Source organism: Oceanobacillus bengalensis (assembly GCF_003628445.1).
Taxonomy (GTDB): Bacteria; Bacillota; Bacilli; order Bacillales; family Amphibacillaceae; genus Oceanobacillus; species Oceanobacillus bengalensis.
On the sequence record NZ_RBZO01000016.1, the window covers coordinates 1 to 20,887 of the forward strand.

Here is a 20,887-nt window from a genome sequence, read left to right on the forward strand (position 1 = left end):
CCTCCATATCAAATTGTATAAAGATGCTTGTTTTTCTATAGCTTGGTAATTCTGACTGAATCTTCTGCCTTGTATTTAAAAAACATTGTAACTTAATTTACACAGGATTTTGGACTTGACTGATTTATGCTCTTTTCTCGGGATATATGCTCCCTTCTCGGGATATTTCCTTTCTTCTCGGGATTTATCCTCCCTTCTCGGGATATTTCCTTTCTTCTCGGGATATATCCTCCCTTCTCAGGATATATCCTCCCTTCTCGGGATATATGCTCCCTTCTCGGGATATATCTTCTCTTCTCAGGATATTCCCTTTCAAAATGCAACCATAAAAATCCCCCTAAAAGTTAGATTTTTACGTCTAACATTTTAGGGGGGCACATTGTTCCAGGCTTTTATCAAACCTGTAGATTTACAATACGTATTCTTCTTCCTCAATAATTTTTGCAGCAATTTCACGTTTTTTCGCTATAACATTAATCGGTGTATGACGTGTTAACTTACGTAGGGAAGATAACATCATACGTAAAGAATCTCCTTCTTCTATCGCAATAAGTGTTTCTTTTGCATCACTTTCTACACGGTTAAACGCCTCTTGAATATACACTTGTGTATAGAGAAGTTTTTGTTGATTCTTTTCTGCTCCAGACTTATTAATTGCTTTTTCCGTACGAAGAATAGCTGATTCCATGTTATACACTTCAGCGACCATATCAGCCAAGTTAACAAGAAGCTCTTGTTCACGCTCAATTTTTTGCATGTATTTCCCGACAGCAATACCCGCAGCAAACAATACTAATTTCTTCGCATTTTTAAGTAAATATTTCTCTTGCTCTAACGTACCTGCACCAACTTCCTCAGGCATCTTCATAACTAATTCCTCTTGTAGACTTTGCGCTTGCTGCAACAGTGGAAGCTCGCCTTTCATCGCTTTTTTAAGCAAAGTACCAGGCACTAGTAAACGGTTTATTTCATTCGTCCCCTCAAAAATACGATTAATACGAGCATCACGATACATTCTTTCTACTTCATATTCTTGGATAAAACCATTACCACCATGCATCTGAACGGCTTCATCAACAACAAAGTCAAGAACCTCTGTTGCAGTATATTTGTTCATTGAGCATTCAATTTGATATTCAGCAATTGCTTGTGCAATTTGTCGTCCGTCTTTTAATTGCTCTTCCGTAAGTGCGCCCATACGCTGTTCAAAAAGTCCTACAGTACGGTAAACAGCACTTTCATTTGCATAAATATTCGCAGCCATCGTACCTAGTTTCTCCTGTGTTAGTGAGAAGCTTGAGATTGCTGTGTTAAATTGTTTTCGTTCATTTACATATTTCACAGCAGTTTCTAAAGCTGCTTTTGCACCACCGACACCACCAATTGCTAATTTATAACGACCCACGTTTAGAATATTAAAAGCAATCTTATGTCCTTTTCCTTTTTCACCTAAAAGATTTTCTACTGGAACTTCTGCATCATTCAAGATTAACGTTCTTGTTGACGAACTCTTGATTCCCATTTTCTTTTCTTCTGCACCGGTTGTAACACCAGGAAACTCACTTTCCACAATAAATGTAGAGAAGTGCTCACCATCAATTTTTGCATAAACAACAAATACATCTGCAAAGGCTGAGTTTGTAATAAATTGCTTTTCTCCATTTAAAATATAGTGTGTACCTGCTTCATTTAAGACCGCAGTTGTTTTGGCACCTAACGCATCAGATCCAGATGTAGCCTCCGTTAGGGCATATGCTGCAATTAACTCACCAGTAGCAAGCTTTGGTAAATATTTCTGTTTTTGTTCCTCATTTCCAAAGAACACAATTGGAAGTGAACCAATTCCAACATGCGCACCATGTGTAATTGAGAATCCTCCAGCACGTGAAAATTGCTCTGTAATTAGGGCTGAACTTGTTTTATCTAATCCCAATCCACCGTACTCTTCTGGCACATCTGCACCTAACAGCCCTAATTCACCTGCTTTTTTCAATAAATCTACCGAAATATCAAAGTTTTGATTTTCTAATGCTTCTAAATTTGGACGTACTTCTTTTTCAATAAATTCCTCGGTTGTCTTAGCTATCATAATCTGTTCATCTGTAAAATCCTCAGGTGTAATAATATCCTCCGCTGTTAGGTCTTCTGTTAAAAATGCCCCACCTTTAAATAATTTTTCCTTTGTTTCGCTCATTATAATCATCCTTTCATTTTAGTTTATTAGATTACTAGCTTATAAAAGTTCGAATACTCCTGCCGCTCCCATTCCACCGCCGATGCACATTGTAACAACACCAAATTGAGTGTTTCTACGTTTCATTTCATGCATGAGGGATAACGTTAATTTCGTCCCTGTACAACCAAGTGGATGACCAAGTGCAATTGCTCCTCCATTAACATTCACTTTATTAATATCTATATCTAGCGCTTGCACTACACGAACTGCCTGTGCTGCAAAGGCTTCATTTAATTCAAACAACCCAATATCTGAGAGCTCTAAACCTGCTATTTTCAATGCTTTCGGGATAGCCGCTACAGGACCAACACCCATTATTTCAGGCTCCACACCAGCGACAGCGAATGAACGGAATTTTAATATCGGAGTAAGTCCTTCTGATTCTGCTTTTTCCCTGTCCATTAATAGGACGGAAGCAGCTCCATCACTCATTTGTGAAGAATTCCCTGCAGTTACGGTTCCATTTACTTTAAATGCTGGACGTAATTTCCCAAGGATATCAGTTGTTGTACCAGGTCTAACACCTTCATCCATCTCGAAAGTAAATGCGGTTTCTTCTATTTTGTTATTTCGCCCTACTACACGCTCCGCTACTTCTACTGGTACTACTTCATCATTAAATTTCCCTTCAGCGATCGCCTTTGCTGCATTTTCATGACTTCTTACCGCAAATTGATCTTGGTCAGAACGTGAGATGGAGAAACGCTTTGCAACTTCTTCTGCAGTATGACCCATGCTCATATAATAGCCTGGTGCTTCTTCAACTAACTTGACGTTAGGCTTAACAACATGGCCTCCCATTGGAATTAAGCTCATTGACTCTGTTCCACCAGCAATGATCGTGTCACTTGCACCTAACATAATTCGTTCTGCCCCGTAAGCAATAGATTGTAATCCGGACGAACAAAAGCGATTTACAGTAACACCTGGTACATCATGACTTAATCCAGCAAGTCCAGCGATATTCCTGGCAACATTCGCTCCTTGCTCTGCTTCAGGCATCGCACAACCAATAATGACATCATCAATATTCCCGTCATATCCACCAGCACGTTTCAATGTTTCCTTTATTGTTAAAGCAGCAAAATCATCTGGCCTCGTATTTGCTAAAGAACCTTTAAATGCTTTTCCTACAGGGGTTCTTGCACCTGCAACAATAACTGCTTCTTTCATATCTTTCTCCCCCTTTTTAATTACGTAAGGCTTTCCCTTTCAGTAACATGTGCTGCATTCTTGCTTGTGTTAAAGGTTCTCCAATTAAACTTAAAAATGCTTCCCGTTCTAAATCAAGCATGATCTGTTCATCGATGACGGAACCTTCTCTTATTCTTCCACCAGATAACACATAGGCTAATTTTTCAGCAATTTTAATATCATGTTCCGATGCATAGCCGCCGTATTGAAGTGATTTCGCCCCCATCAGCATTGCTGCATACCCTGCTTCCCCTACAACAGGAATTTTCTCATGTATTGGTTTCCTATATCCTGCTTTACGTAAAGCGAGTACTTTTGCTTTTGCATCAGATATTAAGTGGTCTGGGTTAACACTAATACTGTCACCATGTCCTAAGAAACCATTTTCAACTGCCTCAGCTGCGGATGTGGAGACTTTTGCTGTCGCAATTTTTTCAAAAACATCATTTGCCACTTTAGAAAGATCAAACTTAATTCCCTTTGGCATGTTACGAAGTTGTTTTAAATACAGTTCTTTTGTTCCCCCTCCACCTGGGATGAGTCCAACACCAACTTCAACAAGTCCGATATACGTTTCAGCAGATGCTTGGATTGCCGCAGCCGGTAAAGATACTTCTGCCCCACCACCAACTGTCATATTAAAAGGGGCTGACACAACTGGCTTCTCTGCATATTTAATTTTCATTGCCATATTTTGAAACTGACGGATAACTAAATCTAGCTCATCAAAATTCTCATCTTGCGCTTCCATTAACATCAATGCAATATTTGCTCCAACCGAGAAGTTCTTCCCCTGATTCCCAATTACAAGGCCTTCATAATTATTTTCTACTTCTTCGATTGCAAACTGAACCATTTGAATGGTATCAAGACCTAGTGCATTGCTTTTCGAATGAAATTCAAGTAGCGCAACCCCATCACCAATATCGATTAAACTTGCACCTGTATTCTTTTTAATGATTCCATTTTTTTCTTTTAGTAGCTTTAAATTGATTTCATTTTCGTTAAACTGCTGGGCTTTATAGTCTCCTTGATCATAATAGGATATATCTCCAGCTTCCTTGTTATAAAAAGATTCATAACCGTCTTCTAGTAGATTTAGAATCCATTTTGGTACTGTCTCTCCTTCTTCCTGCATTCTGGAAATTGATGCTCTCAGACCAATCGCATCCCATGATTCAAATGGTCCTAGCTCCCAGCCAAATCCCCATTTCATTGCCTGGTCAATAGATACAATATCATCAGCAATCTTACCTAACAGTTCCGCAGAATAGAGTAACACTGGTTTGAGTACTGACCACACAAGATCCCCAGCACGGTCACCTTTCGCACTTACAAGCGCTTTCAATTTATTACGTGTACCTTTTTGTTGTTTCACGATTTCTGTTGCAGCTGTTTTTAATTTCTTACGTTCTACATATTCTAGTGTTTCTGGATTAATTTCATAGATTTCTCTGTCCTTCTTTACGAAAAATCCTTGTTTAGCCTTTGCACCAATCCATCCATTTTCATTCATTCTATTGATGAATTCTGGAACGTCAAATACTGTTTTTTCTTCTCCATCTACTTGGTCATACACGTTTTTTGCAACATGGATAAATGTGTCTATTCCTACTACATCCAAGGTACGGAACGTTGCACTCTTCGGTCTACCAATCATTGGCCCAGTTACAGAATCAACTTCACCAACACTGTAACCACCTTTTAACATTTCACGAACCGTTACGAGTAATCCATATGTCCCAATTCGGTTAGCGATAAAATTAGGTGTATCTTTCGCTTCAACTACACCTTTCCCAAGCACATTTTCCCCAAATGTTTTCATAAAGGAAAGTACAGCCTCATCCGTATATTTTGTAGGGATGATTTCTAATAATTTCAGATATCTTGGCGGATTAAAGAAGTGTGTTCCAAGGAAATGTTTCTTCAAATCATCTGAGCAATTTTCCACCATATCATTAACAGATATTCCTGATGTATTCGAACTGACAATTGATCCAGCCTTACGATGCTTATCTATGTTTTCAAATACTTTTTTCTTAATTTCCAAATTCTCAACAACAACCTCAATAATCCAATCTACATCTGACAACTTTTCCATGTCATCATCCATATTCCCAACTTTAATTAAATCAAGGCTTTTCTTTGTTGTGATTGGAGATGGCTTTTGCTTTAACAACGCTTTTTTACTTGCCTGTGCTATCCGATTTCTCACCATTGGGTGATCCAATGTTAGCCCTTTTTTCTCTTCTTCTTTTGTTAATTGCTTTGGTGTGATGTCCAGCATAAGTACGTTAATCCCAATATTTGCCAAATGTGCTGCTATAGCCGAACCCATAACACCTGTCCCAAGCACCGCAGCCTTCTTTACTTGATAAACCATTATTGTCCCCCTCATCATCTATTGAATGAATACTCATTCATTTATTGTTATAAAAAAAAGAAGGATTTATCCCATCTATTTATACTATAAATTAAATTCAGATTTTTCGCAATGGGTTTGGTTGAAGTTTTTGTATTTTTTTAACCACAAGAAACGAATCGTACGCCAATAATATGAATTTATATATTACTGGCGTAACCCAATAAACTTCCTTATATTTAAATGCTTATCCGAGCGCAACATCGAGGATCATCATAATTGTAAAACCAATCATTAAACTCATAGAAGCTAAATCTACATTTCCCTCTTCTTGACTGCCTGGAATTACTTCTTCAGCGACAACAAATATCATTGCCCCAGCCGCAAAGCTTAATGCATATGGCAGAAGGGGTTCAATATAAGAAACTGCTAAAAGCCCAATCACAGCTGAAATAGGTTCAACCATTCCAGAAAGTTGTCCATACTTAAAACTTTTTCTTCTAGACATACCCTCTCTGCGAAGTGGCATCGAAACAGCTAGTCCCTCTGGGAAGTTTTGAATCCCCATTCCTATAGCTAATGCAACAGCACCTGAAATCGTTGCTTGAGATGAGCCGCTAGCTACTGCACCGAACGCAACACCAACAGCCAATCCTTCTGGAATATTGTGTAATGTGATTGCTAATACGAGTAGTGTACTACGCTTTTTCTTTTTCGGTTGATATCCTTCTGCTGCATCTATTGGTGCATTTGGGTGGAGATGTGGAATTACTTTATCAACACTCCATAGGAAGGTCCCACCCAACATAAATCCAACAGCAGCGGGTATCCATGCAGGAGTGCTCCCCCCTTCTGCCATTTCAAGTGCAGGTGCTAATAATGACCAAAAGCTTGCCGCTATCATCACGCCTCCTGCAAATCCAAGCATGGAGTCCATTAACTTTTGATTAACGTTTTTTGAAGTAAATACAAGTGCAGCTCCAAGTGCCGTCATACCCCAAGTATATAACGTTGCAAGGATTGTTTGGTACAATGGATCAAGCGCTAGGAAAAAATCAAACATACTTATAAAACTCCTTTTTGCATTTAAAGTATCTCTTTATATAAAGTTTTTAACTTTGCACACAATGCGATCAATGATTATGCTATTAGTTTGTTCTGAATTTGATATTTCAATCTTTTATAATACAGCAAAAAAATATAACAAATCGTAATGATTCCTATTTACAAATCGTAATGATTACGATATGATGTTTCAGTATAATTAACTAAGAAACAAGAGGATGAACGTTTATGAAAACATATTGTAAAACTATTATTCTACTACTTATCGTCCTGTTAGCAACTGGATGTACTGCAGAAGAAACCACAAAAGATAATGATAGCAAATTAAATATCTATACGTCTATATATCCAATTCAATTTGCAGTTGAGCGTATTGGTGGGGAGTCAATACATGTAGAAACGGTATACCCTCCAGGTGTAGATGCACATTCCTATGAACCTACTTCAAAGGACATGACAGACATCGCTAAGAGTGATGCATTTATTTACTTAGGTGCTGGTATGGAGGCATTTGCAGAAACTGCTGCAGATGCATTGGAAAAACAAGATATATCTTTAATAGAAATCGGTGTGCATGAGGAATTATTCCATGTAGAGGAATCCGATGACCATCAAGAAGAGCACCATGACCATGACCATAACCATGACCATGAAAATGAAGAAGTAGAACATGATGGACATAACCATGGGGATCATGACCCACATATATGGATTGATCCGTTACGAATGATTGAAATGGCCAATATTATTAAAGAAGAATTAATAACATTAAATCCTAGTGAAGAAGCAGTGTATAATGAAAACTTTGAAGAACTGAAAGCTGATTTACTTACACTTGATGAACAATTCATACAAACCTTACAACCAAAAGCAAACAAAGAAATTATTGTTTCACACGCGGGATTTGGGTATTGGGAAGAACGTTATGGTTTGAAACAAATTGCTATTAATGGTCTTTCTTCAAGTAGTGAACCTTCACAAAAAGAATTAGTAGATATTATTGACCAAGCAGAAGAACTTGAGCTAGAATATATTATTTTTGAACAAAATAGCTCGAACCGTGTCTCAGAAATCATTCAATCTGAAATCGGAGCAGAAAGTCTAACGATTCATAATTTATCTGTACTCACCGATGAAGATATTACTAATAACGAAGACTATCTATCATTAATGAAGAAAAACATAGAAGTACTCGATAAAGCAACAGAATAGAAAACGGAGGTGCTATGATGAAAGAAGTAGTCGTTTCAATGGAAAATGTAAGTTACGCATACGAACAAAAGATAGTACTAGATTCTGTTAATTTCGAAATTCCAAAAGGTGCCTTCATGGGATTAGTCGGACCAAATGGAGGCGGGAAAACGACACTAATTAAACTTATCCTTGGACAATTAAAGCCTAATGAAGGATCAATAAAACTACTTAATGAACCAATTGAAAAGTTCAAAGACAGAAACAAAATCGGCTTCGTTTCACAAAAGGCAAATTCATTTAACAAAGGATTCCCAGCAACAGTGTTTGAAGTTGTTTCTACTGGTTTAACAGCAAAAATTGGTTATTTTAAATTTTTTAATAAAAAACATAAAGAAAAGATATTACATGCAATTGAACAAGTAGGTATGCTTGAATATGCATATGAAAACATCGGAAACCTATCTGGTGGCCAACAACAACGCGTTTTCATTGCCCGTGCATTAGTAAATGACCCACGGCTTCTCATTCTAGACGAGCCTACAGTTGGAGTCGACGTTGAAAACGTGAAACGATTTTATGAGCTACTAAAACAATTGCACGAAAATAACAATATTACATTATTACTAGTTACACACGACACAGGAACGATGACAGAGCATGCAACGGATATTGTATGCTTGAATAAAACGTTACATTTCCACGGGAGACCTGCAGATTTCTCTTCTTTAAATGAAGAAGATTTTTCTAGATTTTATGGGCACCCTGTTAACATTGTCGTGCATAACCATTGATTGGAGGCTACGTGATGCTAGCTGATTTTTTTCAATATGATTTCCTGAGATATACATTACTAACCGGATTACTTATCGGTATCATTGCCCCACTCCTTGGGACCTTTATCGTAGTTAGGAGGTTATCCCTAATTGCTGATGCACTTTCTCATGTAACACTAGCAGGGATAGCCTTTGGTTTAATGATCGAAAAAGTCTTTTTAATTACTTTTACGCCATTATATAGTGGGATGCTATTCTCCGTGGGTGGATCCATCTTAATTGAAAAACTAAGAAGTGTTTATAAGGGGTACCAAGAGATTGCGATTCCAATTATCTTATCGGGTGGAGTGGGCTTAAGTGTAATTTTTATTGCAATTGCTGACGGCTTTAATACCGACTTATTTAATTATTTATTTGGATCGGTTTCAGCAGTAAGCCAAGGAGATTTCTTTTTAATACTAGGTATTTCTATCTTTGTTATCCTTATCGTAACATTATTTTACAAGGAACTTTTTACATTATCTTTTGACGAAGAGCATGCAACGATCTCTGGAATTCATTCAAAAGCAATCCATCTATTATTTATCGTATTAACTGCGCTTGTAATTGCTGCATCGATTCGAATTGTTGGGGTATTATTGGTGTCCGCTCTAATGACATTACCAGTTGCAGCTGCTATGCGATTAGCAAAAGGATTTAAAAAGATGATGTTTTTATCTATTTTATTTGGGGAGCTATCGGTGATTATCGGAATCATTTCTGGATACTACTTGAACATACCACCAGGTGGCACCATTGTCGTTGTCTCTATTTTTATTCTGCTGATTTCAATTGGAATGAAACGGTTTAGAAAGGCGTAATTAGAAAGTGGGGGAAATAAAATGAATATAAATGAAGCGATTGATCTTTTAAAAGAAAACGGGTATAAAGCTACAGGTAAAAGAAAAGATATCTTAAACTATTTTGCAGATTCTGACGGTTATCGAACTGCAAAAGACTTAATTAAGTTCTTGGAGAAAAAGGATGATGCCGTAAGTTTTGATACGATTTATCGTAACCTTCATCTATATAATGAAGTTGGGATACTTGAAACCACTGAATTAAACGGTGAAAAGCATTTCAGAATGAATTGTACCCATCATCATCACCATCATTTTATTTGCAACAAATGTGGAAAGACAAAGGAAATTGAAGTGTGTCCAATGGATGAAGTAACCCGCTCGCTAGCTAACTATGAAATTGATGGTCATAAATTTGAAATTTATGGCTTATGCCCCACCTGTCAGTAGCTATGGATACAAGAATATATATAGCAGTAGGCATTGGTGGGATGATTGGTGCACTCCTGCGTTATGCAATTTCTATGATACTTGCAGGAGATTATGTATTTCCTTATGCAACGCTTATTACTAATTTTATTGGCTGCTTTCTTCTAAGCTTCCTCTTAAACCACTCATCCATTCGAAGTAAACTCAGGGATGATGTATTTACTGGATTGACTACAGGATTAATTGGTGCTTTTACAACGTTCTCTACATTTGCTGTTGAGACGATTGAATTGTGGAATGAAAATGTACTATTTGCACTTCTCTACACTGGAATTAGTATGATAGGTGGACTAGCTTTCTGTTTTATGGGTTTCATGCTTTCAACTAAAATAAAGATGCAAGGTGCGTCATGAACTTTCTACTCGTTGCGTTAGGCGGATTTCTTGGTAGTACACTCCGCTATTACATTTCTATAAAAACAAATAAGCGTTTGATTGGTACCTGGATTGCAAATATAACAGGGTCATTTTTATTAGCTTTTGTTGCTAAACTTCACATGGATGGTATACTTTCCGAATCCCTTTGGATATTACTAGGAATCGGGTTCTGTGGTTCTTATACGACCTTCTCTACATTTGGAAATGAATCACTTCAATTAATGATAGATAAAAAGTACAGATCTGCGATTATATATATTAGTAGTACGATTATGATCTCCTTCATTATTGTTGCGATGATATTATTGTAAAAGTCTACATAACTCTCCAATTTCCTACAATTTTCGTGTATAATAACCTATAGATATGAATACCCGAGGAGAAATTAAGATGAATAACCGTAAACGTATTATCATTATAATCTTGACTATTCTAGTAACATCATTAATCTCTTTTGTTATCATTATGCAACATAACTTCATGAATCCAGATTTCGCTACAGCAGAATCTACAGTTGAACCGACAAATGCGAAAGAAGAGAATGTCGTTGAAGTGAAAGTGGAAGAGAAACAAAAACCTCATGAAGATGAGAAGGAAACAATTTCAATCCAATATGTTGCTGCAGAACTATTAAATGTTCGTGAAGGTCCAGGAACAGAGACAGATATTGTTGGTGTTGTAACCCTAGATCAAGAAGTAGAAGTTGAAGAAATGAACAATCCTGATGGTTGGGTTAAAATTACAACGGAAGACTTTACTGGGTATGTTAATAGTAAATACCTAGAAAAAGATAAGTAGAAACTGGGACATAACTAAATGTTAATTCATAATTGATATAATTTGTGGACTAAGTGAAAGATTTTACTCGTCCCACCGAAAATATTTGTGTCAACGCCTTTGTGACCAACATCCTGTTGGCCCGAGGCCGTGCCCGCGGAAAGCAAAGTATTCTAACAAAGCTCTCGCCCACACATTACATTAATAATGTGTGAGCGAGAGCTACACTATTCTGAATAATTCCGAATTTCATATCAAATCCAAAGTAAGTTGTATTGGAAGATTTTAGAGCATCGTTCGGATTTTGCTATAATAGATTACTTTTATCCCAGCCTCATTCTTGGAAAAGGTGGTGTAACAGGCGTTCTTTATCTTGAAAAAACTGCTTCATTACTTGATAATGCCCCGTTTTCTCCAATGTTGTATCATACATTCCATGTTCTGTTAATTCGATTATTTTCCCTTCAGGATATGCCATAACAATCGGCGAATGTGTGGAAATAATGAATTGTGATCCTTCTTGTACAAGCTCATTAATTCTCGCTAACAACGACATTTGTCTTAACGGAGATAAGGCTGCCTCTGGCTCGTCCAAGATATATAGCCCATTTCCCCTGAACTTTTCTATAAATGCTGAGAAAAATGACTCTCCATGTGATTGCTTATGTAAAGACTTCCCTCCAAACGAATCGATAATCTTTGAACCATATGAAGGCTGACTATCCAACTCCTCAATATTCGTAGCAAGATTGTAAAATGTCTCTGCACGAAAGAAAAAACTGTCCGTTGGTTTATAGACACTTTTCGCCACTAGAAGAAATTCGTCTAAATTCGAATGCGAATCGTAATTCGAGAAACGGAAATTCAATGTACCACCTTCTGGGTTAAACCCCAAAGCAATTGCTATCCCCTCTAACAATGTTGATTTTCCCATTCCATTTTCTCCAACAATATACGTTACATTTGGATGAAACACGATATCTTGAAAATTTTCTATAACTGGTAGATTAAAAGGAAAAGAACTAAATGACGGAATCAACCCTTTCTTCAATCGAACGCTTTTTATATATTGCGTATTATCGTTTAGTTGCATCAGAATCACATCCTAGTTAATAACTTAACTTTTTATTGTCTATTACCTTTTATTTCTTTATTCATTAAATATCAATACGAAGAAAAAAACAATAACCCTTGAAAAATCATCACAAAAAATAAAATCCAAATTTAGTTTCACAACGTACCCTTTATTCTCAAGCTAAATTAAAAGAGACAGCCCACATGAGTTGTCTCTTTCTATTATTCTAGCTTCTTATGATCTTGACTCTTTTTATCTGGTAACCATCCATCTCATCAATTATAAATTGATAACCACCATGATCGACTGCTGAACCTACTTTTGCTTCAACATTTTTTGAGAATACCCATCCACCGACAGTGTCAATTTCATCATCTGATAGTGTCGTACCAAGAATGTCATTTAATTCATCAATATGCAGTTTCCCAGAAACTACTTTTGTTTTTTCATTTACTTCTTCAATCATCGGAATTTCATCATTATCAAATTCATCTCGAATATCGCCGACAATTTCCTCTAAAATATCTTCAACCGTTAATAAACCAGCAGTTCCACCGTATTCATCATTAACAATAGCCATATGAATTCGGTCACGTTGCATCTTTAACAATACCTGCTTAATTGGTGTTGCTTCAGATACATGTATAATTGGACGAATAAATTGCTCAAACGTTGCAGGCTTATCACCGTCCAATTGTGCTGTAAGAATTTCCTTCAGGTTAACAAGCCCAATAATATTGTCTTTTTCACCATCTGCAACAGGATACCTCGTATACTGTTCTTTGCGAATAATATCAATATTTTCTATGAAACTATCTTCCTTATAAAAACAAACCATTTCCGTACGTGGTATCATGATTTCTTTTACTAATCGCTCATCAAATTCAAAGATGTTATTTACATACATCATCTCAGATAAGTTAATCTCACCACTTTTATAGCTATCTGAAAGAATCATACGAACTTCTTCCTCAGAGTGTGCCCCTTCATGTTCATTCATCGGTTTGAAACCTAATAATTTTACGAGGATCTGTGCCGACCCATTTAATAACCAAATAAATGGATATAAAATCTTATAGAACAAAATAAGTGGTTTTGCTAAATATAAGGTAACTAGTTCAGCTTGTTGTATAGCAATCGTTTTTGGTGCTAGTTCTCCTACCACAACGTGTAAAAATGTGATGAAAGAGAATGCAATAATAAACGAAAGAACCGATGTAAATGTATCACTTAAATGTAACGCATCAAACACAGGATGCAATAAACGTGCGACTGTGGATTCACCTAACCAACCAATCCCTAAAGCCGTTACAGTAATACCTAACTGACAAGCAGACAAATAGGCATCTAAGTTATCAGTTAATTTCTTTGCATGTACCGCCCTTTTATTTCCTTCACTAATTAATTGATCAATCCGAGTAGTACGCACTTTTACAATAGAAAATTCGGTTGCTACAAAGAATGCAGTAAGCAATATCAATATAGCAACCATAACCAGGTTAACAATGTCCAATTAGTATCCTTGCATCTACGAGATACAAGGATTTCACCTCCGTTTTTTTATAAACTCTGTAACCTCTGTTGCATTCACCCGTGGCAATCCAACCCATGGTGTAAAATCGTTGCAAGCATTATGTCTTAACACGCTATTTAATTTCACATTCCCACCTGAATCACCCACTTTCCTACTCTTATTATATTACATCATATATATTCAGTCTACATTTAATTCCTCTTCATAAAATAACTATTAGGGATTGATGGACAAGGTGGGATCATATGATTAAGAAAGCATTGGCAATTATTGTTGGAAGTTTATTCGTCGCCCTTGGGGTAAATTTATTTGTTATTCCACATCACCTATTGGATGGTGGCATTCTTGGAATTGGGTTGATTGCGAAATACTTATTTGGAGTCAAAGCTGGGTTTACAATTATCATTATTAGTCTTCCATTATATATTTTTTCCTTTTTTTATTTTCGGGAGTACTTTTACAATGGACTGCATGGACTATTTGTATCGTCCTTATTAATTGATTTACTTCACCCACTCACTTCATGGAATATTGATGGAGGCTCGATACTCTTTTCTGTCATAGCAGGTGGAATATGCATTGGAAGTGGTGTAGGCATTATGCTTCTTAACGATATTAGCACTGGTGCATCTGATTTATTGGCATTGATGTTGTCCAAAGTAACTTCTATAAACGCTGGAATCATCATATTTCTAATCGATTGCTTTGTTTTAATTGTTGGCTGGTTTGCCATTACAGAAGTAAATTTCCTTTACTCTGCAATTATGGTAATCATCGTTGGCTTAACTACGTCAGGGATTATTAGAAAATTTACCTAGTAGCTATATTGAAAAAAGTTTGATTCGGATAGAGAAAAAGCAGGTAAAAGAATTAACTTTCACCTGCTTACTTATTTTCTTTATCTACTTTTTCTTTCGATTTTACATCCTTCTTTAAAAGCTTTAGAATAGCTGCAACCATCACTAATAGTATAACCGCAAATGGTAATGCCGAAATCAATGCAGCTGTTTGCAATGCTTCAAGTCCACCTGCAAGTAACAATACAACCGAAATAGCAGTGATTAGTACTCCCCAGATAATTTTCGTAATCATAGCTGGATTGATACTCCCTTTTGATGTCATGCTACCAAGAATATATGTTGCTGAATCCGCCGAAGTTACCAAAAAGGTAAATATCAAAAGAATAGCCAGTAATGATGTAATTGTTGAGAGTGGTAACGTACCAAATGTCTCAAATAACGCTACCGCTATATCTCCATTCACAGCTTCTGCAATTTGCGTCCCATTATTTAAATCACTGAACAATGATGTTCCTCCAAAAACTGCAATCCATAAACATGCAATTGCTGGTGGTACAACTAAAACCCCGAAGATAAATTCTCTGATTGTTCTACCTCTTGACACACGCGCGATGAAGGCTCCTACAAATGGTGACCATGAAATAGCCCATGCCCAGTAGAAAATTGTCCATTGATGAACCCATTCTCCACCTCCATATGGTGTCATTCGTAAACTATATTGAACAAAGTTTGTTAAATAATCACCGATTCCTAATACAAAGCTTTCTAAAATGAATACAGTTGGTCCTGCAAAAAATACAAATAACAATAATAGAAGACATAAGCTTAAATTTATATTACTTAACCATTTCATCCCCTTGTTTAAACCGGTAACAGATGATGATAGATATGTAATTAGCATTACTCCTGCAATGATTATTTGTACCCAAATTGTGTTTGGAATATTAAATATCGATGTTAATCCACCATTCATTTGCATAATTCCCAGTCCTAAAGAAGTGGCAACACCCATTACAGTGGCAATTACGGCAAAGGAATCAATTGTATTTGCTATTCCCCTATTTTTCCCAACAACAGGCTCAATTGCAGTGGATATTAATCCTTTTCCATCTTTTCTGAATTGAATATATGCAATAACTAAACCGACTATCGCAAAAACGGACCATTGACTTATTCCCCAGTTAAAGAAAGCATAGCCCATTGCCACTCTTGCAGCTTCTGGTGTCTGTGCATCAAGACCTGGAAAAGGCGTTTCAAAAAAGTGACTCATTGGCTCCGCAACACCCCAGAATACAAGTCCTGACCCAAATCCTGTGGAAAATAGCATGCCAATCCAAGTGAAAAACGAATATTCAGGTCTAGAATTTGATGGTCCAAGTCTAAGCTTACCGAATTTACCAATTGCTAATCCGAGTAAAACCATAATAAATACAAAAACCGCTAACAAATAAAACCAACCGAAATTGATTGTTGTAAAGTCAAATAATGCTTGAGCCACTTTTCCGAACCCTTCTGGAAATACTGCCCCAATAATAACTAATAGTCCTACAATAATTGTTGATACAAAAAACACTGGGTTATGATAGGCTTTCTTCTTCATGTAGTCTCCTTCTAATTTGTTGTTGTTTTTCTTTTAATATGTAAAAAATTTGCATTTATTATATTCCCCTATAATGAATAAGCTAAACTCCTTTTTTAGAAACACAATCAATTTAATTTTCATCCATTCAATTTGCATTAATCATTGGAAAATAATGCAAACCTTTTACATAATGAAGATTACTAAATACCCATAGTAGCCCATCTTCAGAAATTTTAATAACCCATCCTAAGTTAAGAATGAGTTATTCTATTATTTAAGACATGAAGTATCAGTCTAGAAATGTGAAGTTAGCAAAACCAATGTTTATAATTTACTTATTATCCTTCTAACAATCCATACTTCCTCTTAAAATGATTCATTATTTTCACCCAACTTACACTAAAAACAACAAGGAAGAAGACATTTGAGAGTGCATGGGCAAGGTCGTGGTAAATGCTTGAAACGTAAATACTAACGAAAAATTCCCATGTGAAATTTTCAATATTGCTCGTTACAATCCACAAATTCATTAACCACCCAAATAAATAACCCCAGATAAACCCAAATATACATTGCCCCCAAACTTTCCTCATAAACCAAATATTCCGAAGCAGGCCTGCACTCATCCCCATCATTCCCCATGCAAACATTTGCCATGGAGTCCAAGGGCCTTGTCCAAGAAAGATATTGGAAACAATTGCAGCAACTGCTCCTACAATAAATCCCGATTCCGAACCAAACACAAGACCTGTAACGATAATGACAAATGATGTTGGTTGTACACTTGGCAAGCCAGCAAATGGAACACGTCCGATTGCTGCAATAGCCGCTAAAATTGCCAATATAACAACTTCCCTACCTTTGATTTTCTTTAATTCGAATCGAGCAAAAAAGGGTATCATAATACATGCGATGATAACCAAACTCATTAATAAATAAGCATTGTATTGAAAGAAGACAAAAGCAGTAATTAATAAGATAAATATTATAACGGATACAATCAATAGGTAAGTACGTGATCTGGCCATATTTCTAGTGCCTCCTCTAATGTTAACACCTCTGGCAAATTACTCATTCGAGTTGCACGATTAATTGCGGTGGTATAAAAATAGTTTCCTTTAAATAATTCTTTTGGAGTACCATCAACTGTAATCGCTCCATCAAACATAATCGCACATCGATGAGCATTAATGGCTGCAAATTCAATATCATGCGTAACCATTACAATTGTCATACCTGTTTTATGTAACTCTTTAATAATCTTTCCGAAATGCTGTTTTGAAATTGGATCAAGTCCTTTTGTTGGTTCATCGATAAACAAGATTTCAGGTTTACTAAGAAGCATGCAAGCAAGTGCTGCTTTTTGTAGTTCTCCCCCTGAACAATCATAGGGATGGCGATTCCGCAAATGTGCTATACCGAATAGATCTAACATTTCCTCTATCTTAGCTGATCCATTTTCAATTTTGTGTTGATTTATTACTTCCTGCATTTCTTTCACCATCGTGTCCTGAATAAAGTATATCCGTGGATTTTGTGGGAGATAGGCAAACTTCTTATACAATTCCTTTCCCTTAAGCTTTGTGATATCCTTTCCTAAATACCTAGCTGATCCCCGTTGCGGTTTAATCATCCCTAGACATGCCTTGAGCAAAGTTGTTTTACCCGATCCATTTCCACCAATAATAGCAAAATAATCACCTTGTTTAATTTGTAACGAAAGATTTTTTAATATCATTGGTAAATCCTTATCATATTGAAAATAAGTATTTTTAACAGAAAGAATGGTATCATGATGAGTAATACTGAAAGAATCCTGCACTGATTGGCCACTATTCTCTACATCAGATGGCAACTCATTCATCCATTCCTTGCTCTCCTTTACCGTTAAGGGTATATTTTCAATCTTATGAAATTGCTCTATTTCCAGATAGAGACGAGAAACTGCTGGTACATAAGGAATAAACTGTTCATCATTATTTTTATAAAGCTTATATATTACCTCTTTACTATCTCCTGCATGTACGATTTTCCCTTCATCCATCATGAGTACGCGATCTGCTATCGCAAAAAGCTCTTCAAGACGATGTTCAACCAATACAATCGTTATTCCCATCTCCTTATTCAATCGCTCAAGCATGATAATTAAATCTTTTGCAGCAACAGGATCTAACTGTGAGGTAGGCTCATCAAGTAATAGTACCTTTGGTTTCAATAAAAGAATCGATAGTAAATTTAACAATTGCTTCTGCCCACCAGAAAGCTCTGATGGTTTATACTCCAATAAATGTTCCATACCAAAAGAATGTACCAATTCTGCAACACGTTTACGCATTTCAAAATGTGAATATCCAAGATTTTCTAAGCTAAAAACAATTTCCTGCATAACTTCATCCATCACTATCTGATTTTCAGGATCTTGAAAAACAAATCCTATTTCTTCTATTAATTTACGATTATCCCAACTATTTAATAATTTGTTGAAATAATAGATTTCCCCAGTAGATTCACCAACTGGAGCTAATTCCGTTTTTAATAGGCGAAGTAAAGTAGTTTTCCCACAACCACTCGGTCCACATACTACAACAAATTCTCCTTCTGGAATATGAATGGTTACATGGTCAAGAACTTTATTTTCCATGTCGGGATATCGAAATGAAAGATCATTTATTTTAAATATATCCATCTGAGTTTTTCTCTCCCTTCAGCAATTAATGGAAACGAAAATATACTAATCATACATACAAATAAAATCCAATCAAGCAAAAAGAAATGAAGGGTTCCTAACTCTGGATAAATTTGAATTTTACCGTATCCTAAAGAACCACCTACAATACAAATAAGGAAAAGTAATACCAATGTCAGAAGCCAACCCCAGTCACGTTTTTCCATTTTGTATGGAATATAGGAACTTTTCTTCCCAATTCCATATCCTCTTGCTTTCATCGAATCAGCCGTTTGAATTGCTTCTTCTAATGACAATGTTAACAGGAGCTGAATTCTTAACATCCCTATTTTCGCTCGTTCACGGATACTCCCTTCCGTCATACTCATCCCTCTAATTCGATGAACCATACCGATTTCTTCTAACCTTCTATTCAGAAGAGGGACGAAACGAATCGCTAACATAATTAAAAAAGCAGTACGAGGAAGAACTTTTGAGAAAATGAATAAAAACCTATTTCCGTTTAATACGAGATTGAAAGATACGAACATAATAAGGACGATTACTAAAGACAATGACATCGTTATTCCGTATATCGTAGCCTCAAGGGTTACTTGCTTATCTCGAAAGTAAAATAAAATATTTGTCCCCCGCGAAACTAAGAAAGGATTTAAAACAATAATAATCATACTCATTACGATTAAAACTAGTCCCCATTTCCTTAACGCCCTACCACCATCATGTGAAATATTAACAAAAACCATTAAAATACATGCGATGATTAAAAACAGTGGATGATTAAAATACATCGCTAAAATGCTAACACACAGATAATACAAAAATTGAACATAGGGGTGGTAGCTACGGTAACCATTTTCCATTTGACCAACACCACCTTTATATAAGACTTGCCTTAAAAAAACCGACCTGATGTACATAACAAACATACAGGCCGGATTCTTTTAATGTTAATATTTTATCTCCGGAAGGGTTGTAAATCGGCACCTAAGTCAGCACCTAAATCAGTTGTATAAAGCCATTCCACGCGGTCTCCCGCTAGTAATGGTACAACCCCAGCACCACGATCTGGAAAGATTCCATTTACGCGATACATCCAACCACTTCCCTGTCCACGATCAAACTCATAAACATTTGCAATACCCTCTATATAAGCTGTTGCACCTTGACCACCACGATAATCCATTTGAATTTTCTTTTCCCTCGTAATTTCAATTAAAGCATCCAAAACCGTATCGCCTTCCTCGATTTCTATTTCTGTTGGTGGTAGAGGAATCTCATTCGTTTCTGTTGATATAACAATTGAATAAACGATTGTATCCTTTGTATCCTCAGGTGTTTCTTTCTTATCTCCCGGATTTATTGTTGTATCGTTTGGTTTATTCTCTTCATTTTCTCTTGAACTATTTGTGGTTTCCTTTGGTGTATTCTCTTTTCCCGAGCTATTCGAGCTATCCTTTCTTATACTCTCTTCCGCTTCTTCAGGCTTATTCTTTTTCTCTTTTTTGGATTGTGTTTCCTTTGTAACATTTGTTGATTTAGAATCGCCTGTAGAATCTTCTTTTTGTTTACTTTCTTTAGAAACGTTTTTTGTACTTTCTGAAGAGACTAATTGTTTATCAACCTGTCCATTATTGTCACCACTTATTTTTTCTTCTGTTCTTTTCTCCTCTTCGGTTTTATCAGCTTGCTTTTCCGGTTCTTCTTCAACCTCATTCAATTGATTCGTGTCAGCAGTTTCTGTATCTTCAATCAAATAACTTTCATCAGAGCTACTTTCTTCAACCTTATCAGAATCCTCTTTTGATAAAGGCTTTTCTAATGATGAACCACAAGCCGATACGATAAAAATGAAAAGAATAGAACATATAAATAAAAGACGTTTCATCCAAACTGGCATACAACCA

General features: G+C 36.3%; 20 protein-coding genes. 8 read left to right on the forward strand and 12 right to left on the reverse strand.

What is annotated here, in order from left to right; translation table 11 throughout:
* Positions 1-92 precede the first annotated feature (92 nt).
* The 5 genes from D8M05_RS11035 to D8M05_RS11055 all read right to left on the reverse strand — a co-directional run bounded on the left by D8M05_RS11035 (position 93) and on the right by D8M05_RS11055 (position 6,855).
* Entirely contained in the window at positions 93-323 is a 231-nt protein-coding gene (locus D8M05_RS11035; RefSeq protein WP_121131749.1) for a hypothetical protein, read from the reverse strand.
* A gap of 86 nt (positions 324-409) precedes the next feature.
* Positions 410-2,194: an acyl-CoA dehydrogenase family protein gene (locus D8M05_RS11040; protein WP_121131751.1), complete on the reverse strand. Its 1,785-nt coding sequence runs from the start codon at positions 2,192-2,194 to the stop codon at positions 410-412.
* A gap of 39 nt (positions 2,195-2,233) precedes the next feature.
* Positions 2,234-3,409, reverse strand: a complete 1,176-nt coding sequence (locus D8M05_RS11045; RefSeq protein WP_121131753.1) for an acetyl-CoA C-acetyltransferase — start codon at positions 3,407-3,409, stop codon at positions 2,234-2,236.
* Positions 3,410-3,425: 16 nt separating this feature from the next.
* Entirely contained in the window at positions 3,426-5,813 is a 2,388-nt protein-coding gene (locus tag D8M05_RS11050; protein ID WP_121131755.1) for a 3-hydroxyacyl-CoA dehydrogenase/enoyl-CoA hydratase family protein, read from the reverse strand.
* A gap of 226 nt (positions 5,814-6,039) precedes the next feature.
* Positions 6,040-6,855 carry a ZIP family metal transporter gene (locus D8M05_RS11055; RefSeq protein ID WP_121131757.1) on the reverse strand — a complete coding sequence of 272 codons (816 nt, stop codon included), beginning with the start codon at positions 6,853-6,855 and terminating at the stop codon, positions 6,040-6,042.
* 230 nt (positions 6,856-7,085) lie between these two features.
* Between D8M05_RS11055 and D8M05_RS11060 the strand changes: the two genes are divergently transcribed.
* From D8M05_RS11060 to D8M05_RS11090, 7 genes are all read left to right on the forward strand, one after another.
* On the forward strand, positions 7,086-8,069 hold the full coding sequence (locus D8M05_RS11060) for a metal ABC transporter solute-binding protein, Zn/Mn family (protein WP_121131759.1): 984 nt from the start codon (positions 7,086-7,088) through the stop codon (positions 8,067-8,069).
* A 17-nt stretch (positions 8,070-8,086) separates the two neighbouring features.
* Positions 8,087-8,842, forward strand: coding sequence for a metal ABC transporter ATP-binding protein (locus D8M05_RS11065; protein ID WP_121131761.1), 756 nt, complete (start codon positions 8,087-8,089; stop codon positions 8,840-8,842).
* 14 nt (positions 8,843-8,856) lie between these two features.
* On the forward strand, positions 8,857-9,684 hold the full coding sequence (locus D8M05_RS11070) for a metal ABC transporter permease (RefSeq protein WP_121131763.1): 828 nt from the start codon (positions 8,857-8,859) through the stop codon (positions 9,682-9,684).
* Positions 9,685-9,705: 21 nt separating this feature from the next.
* Positions 9,706-10,113: a Fur family transcriptional regulator gene (locus D8M05_RS11075; RefSeq protein WP_121131765.1), complete on the forward strand. Its 408-nt coding sequence runs from the start codon at positions 9,706-9,708 to the stop codon at positions 10,111-10,113.
* 2 nt (positions 10,114-10,115) lie between these two features.
* Positions 10,116-10,505: a fluoride efflux transporter CrcB gene (gene crcB / locus D8M05_RS11080; RefSeq protein ID WP_121131767.1), complete on the forward strand. Its 390-nt coding sequence runs from the start codon at positions 10,116-10,118 to the stop codon at positions 10,503-10,505.
* Positions 10,502-10,840, forward strand: coding sequence for a fluoride efflux transporter CrcB (crcB, locus tag D8M05_RS11085; RefSeq protein WP_121131769.1), 339 nt, complete (start codon positions 10,502-10,504; stop codon positions 10,838-10,840). The genes crcB (D8M05_RS11080) and crcB (D8M05_RS11085) overlap by 4 nt, the downstream gene beginning before the upstream one ends.
* A gap of 79 nt (positions 10,841-10,919) precedes the next feature.
* Positions 10,920-11,327, forward strand: a complete 408-nt coding sequence (locus D8M05_RS11090; RefSeq protein ID WP_183072774.1) for an SH3 domain-containing protein — start codon at positions 10,920-10,922, stop codon at positions 11,325-11,327.
* Between the two features lie 313 nt (positions 11,328-11,640).
* On the opposite strand, the gene D8M05_RS11095 is transcribed toward D8M05_RS11090, so the two are convergent.
* Together D8M05_RS11095 and D8M05_RS11100 are read right to left on the reverse strand one after the other, a co-directional pair.
* A complete protein-coding gene (locus D8M05_RS11095) occupies positions 11,641-12,399 on the reverse strand; it encodes an AAA family ATPase (RefSeq protein ID WP_121131772.1) in 759 nt (252 codons plus the stop codon).
* Between the two features lie 208 nt (positions 12,400-12,607).
* A complete protein-coding gene (locus D8M05_RS11100; protein WP_245985307.1) occupies positions 12,608-13,894 on the reverse strand; it encodes a hemolysin family protein in 1,287 nt (428 codons plus the stop codon).
* Between the two features lie 266 nt (positions 13,895-14,160).
* Here D8M05_RS11100 and D8M05_RS11105 point away from each other — a divergent pair, with 266 nt between their 5' ends.
* Complete coding sequence (locus D8M05_RS11105) at positions 14,161-14,733, forward strand: YitT family protein (RefSeq protein ID WP_121131774.1); 573 nt, start codon at positions 14,161-14,163, stop codon at positions 14,731-14,733.
* Between the two features lie 67 nt (positions 14,734-14,800).
* On the opposite strand, the gene D8M05_RS11110 is transcribed toward D8M05_RS11105, so the two are convergent.
* The 5 genes from D8M05_RS11110 to D8M05_RS11130 form a co-directional block, all read right to left on the reverse strand.
* Positions 14,801-16,315, reverse strand: coding sequence for a BCCT family transporter (locus D8M05_RS11110; RefSeq protein WP_121131776.1), 1,515 nt, complete (start codon positions 16,313-16,315; stop codon positions 14,801-14,803).
* 320 nt (positions 16,316-16,635) lie between these two features.
* Entirely contained in the window at positions 16,636-17,325 is a 690-nt protein-coding gene (locus tag D8M05_RS11115; RefSeq protein WP_121131778.1) for an ECF transporter S component, read from the reverse strand.
* Complete coding sequence (locus D8M05_RS11120; RefSeq protein WP_121131780.1) at positions 17,298-18,983, reverse strand: ABC transporter ATP-binding protein; 1,686 nt, start codon at positions 18,981-18,983, stop codon at positions 17,298-17,300. Before D8M05_RS11120 ends, D8M05_RS11115 begins: the two co-directional genes overlap by 28 nt.
* Positions 18,965-19,843, reverse strand: coding sequence for an energy-coupling factor transporter transmembrane component T (locus D8M05_RS11125; RefSeq protein WP_183072775.1), 879 nt, complete (start codon positions 19,841-19,843; stop codon positions 18,965-18,967). The genes D8M05_RS11120 and D8M05_RS11125 overlap by 19 nt, the downstream gene beginning before the upstream one ends.
* 95 nt (positions 19,844-19,938) lie before the next feature.
* Positions 19,939-20,880 carry a DUF4430 domain-containing protein gene (locus D8M05_RS11130; RefSeq protein ID WP_121131784.1) on the reverse strand — a complete coding sequence of 314 codons (942 nt, stop codon included), beginning with the start codon at positions 20,878-20,880 and terminating at the stop codon, positions 19,939-19,941.
* Positions 20,881-20,887 lie beyond the last annotated feature (7 nt).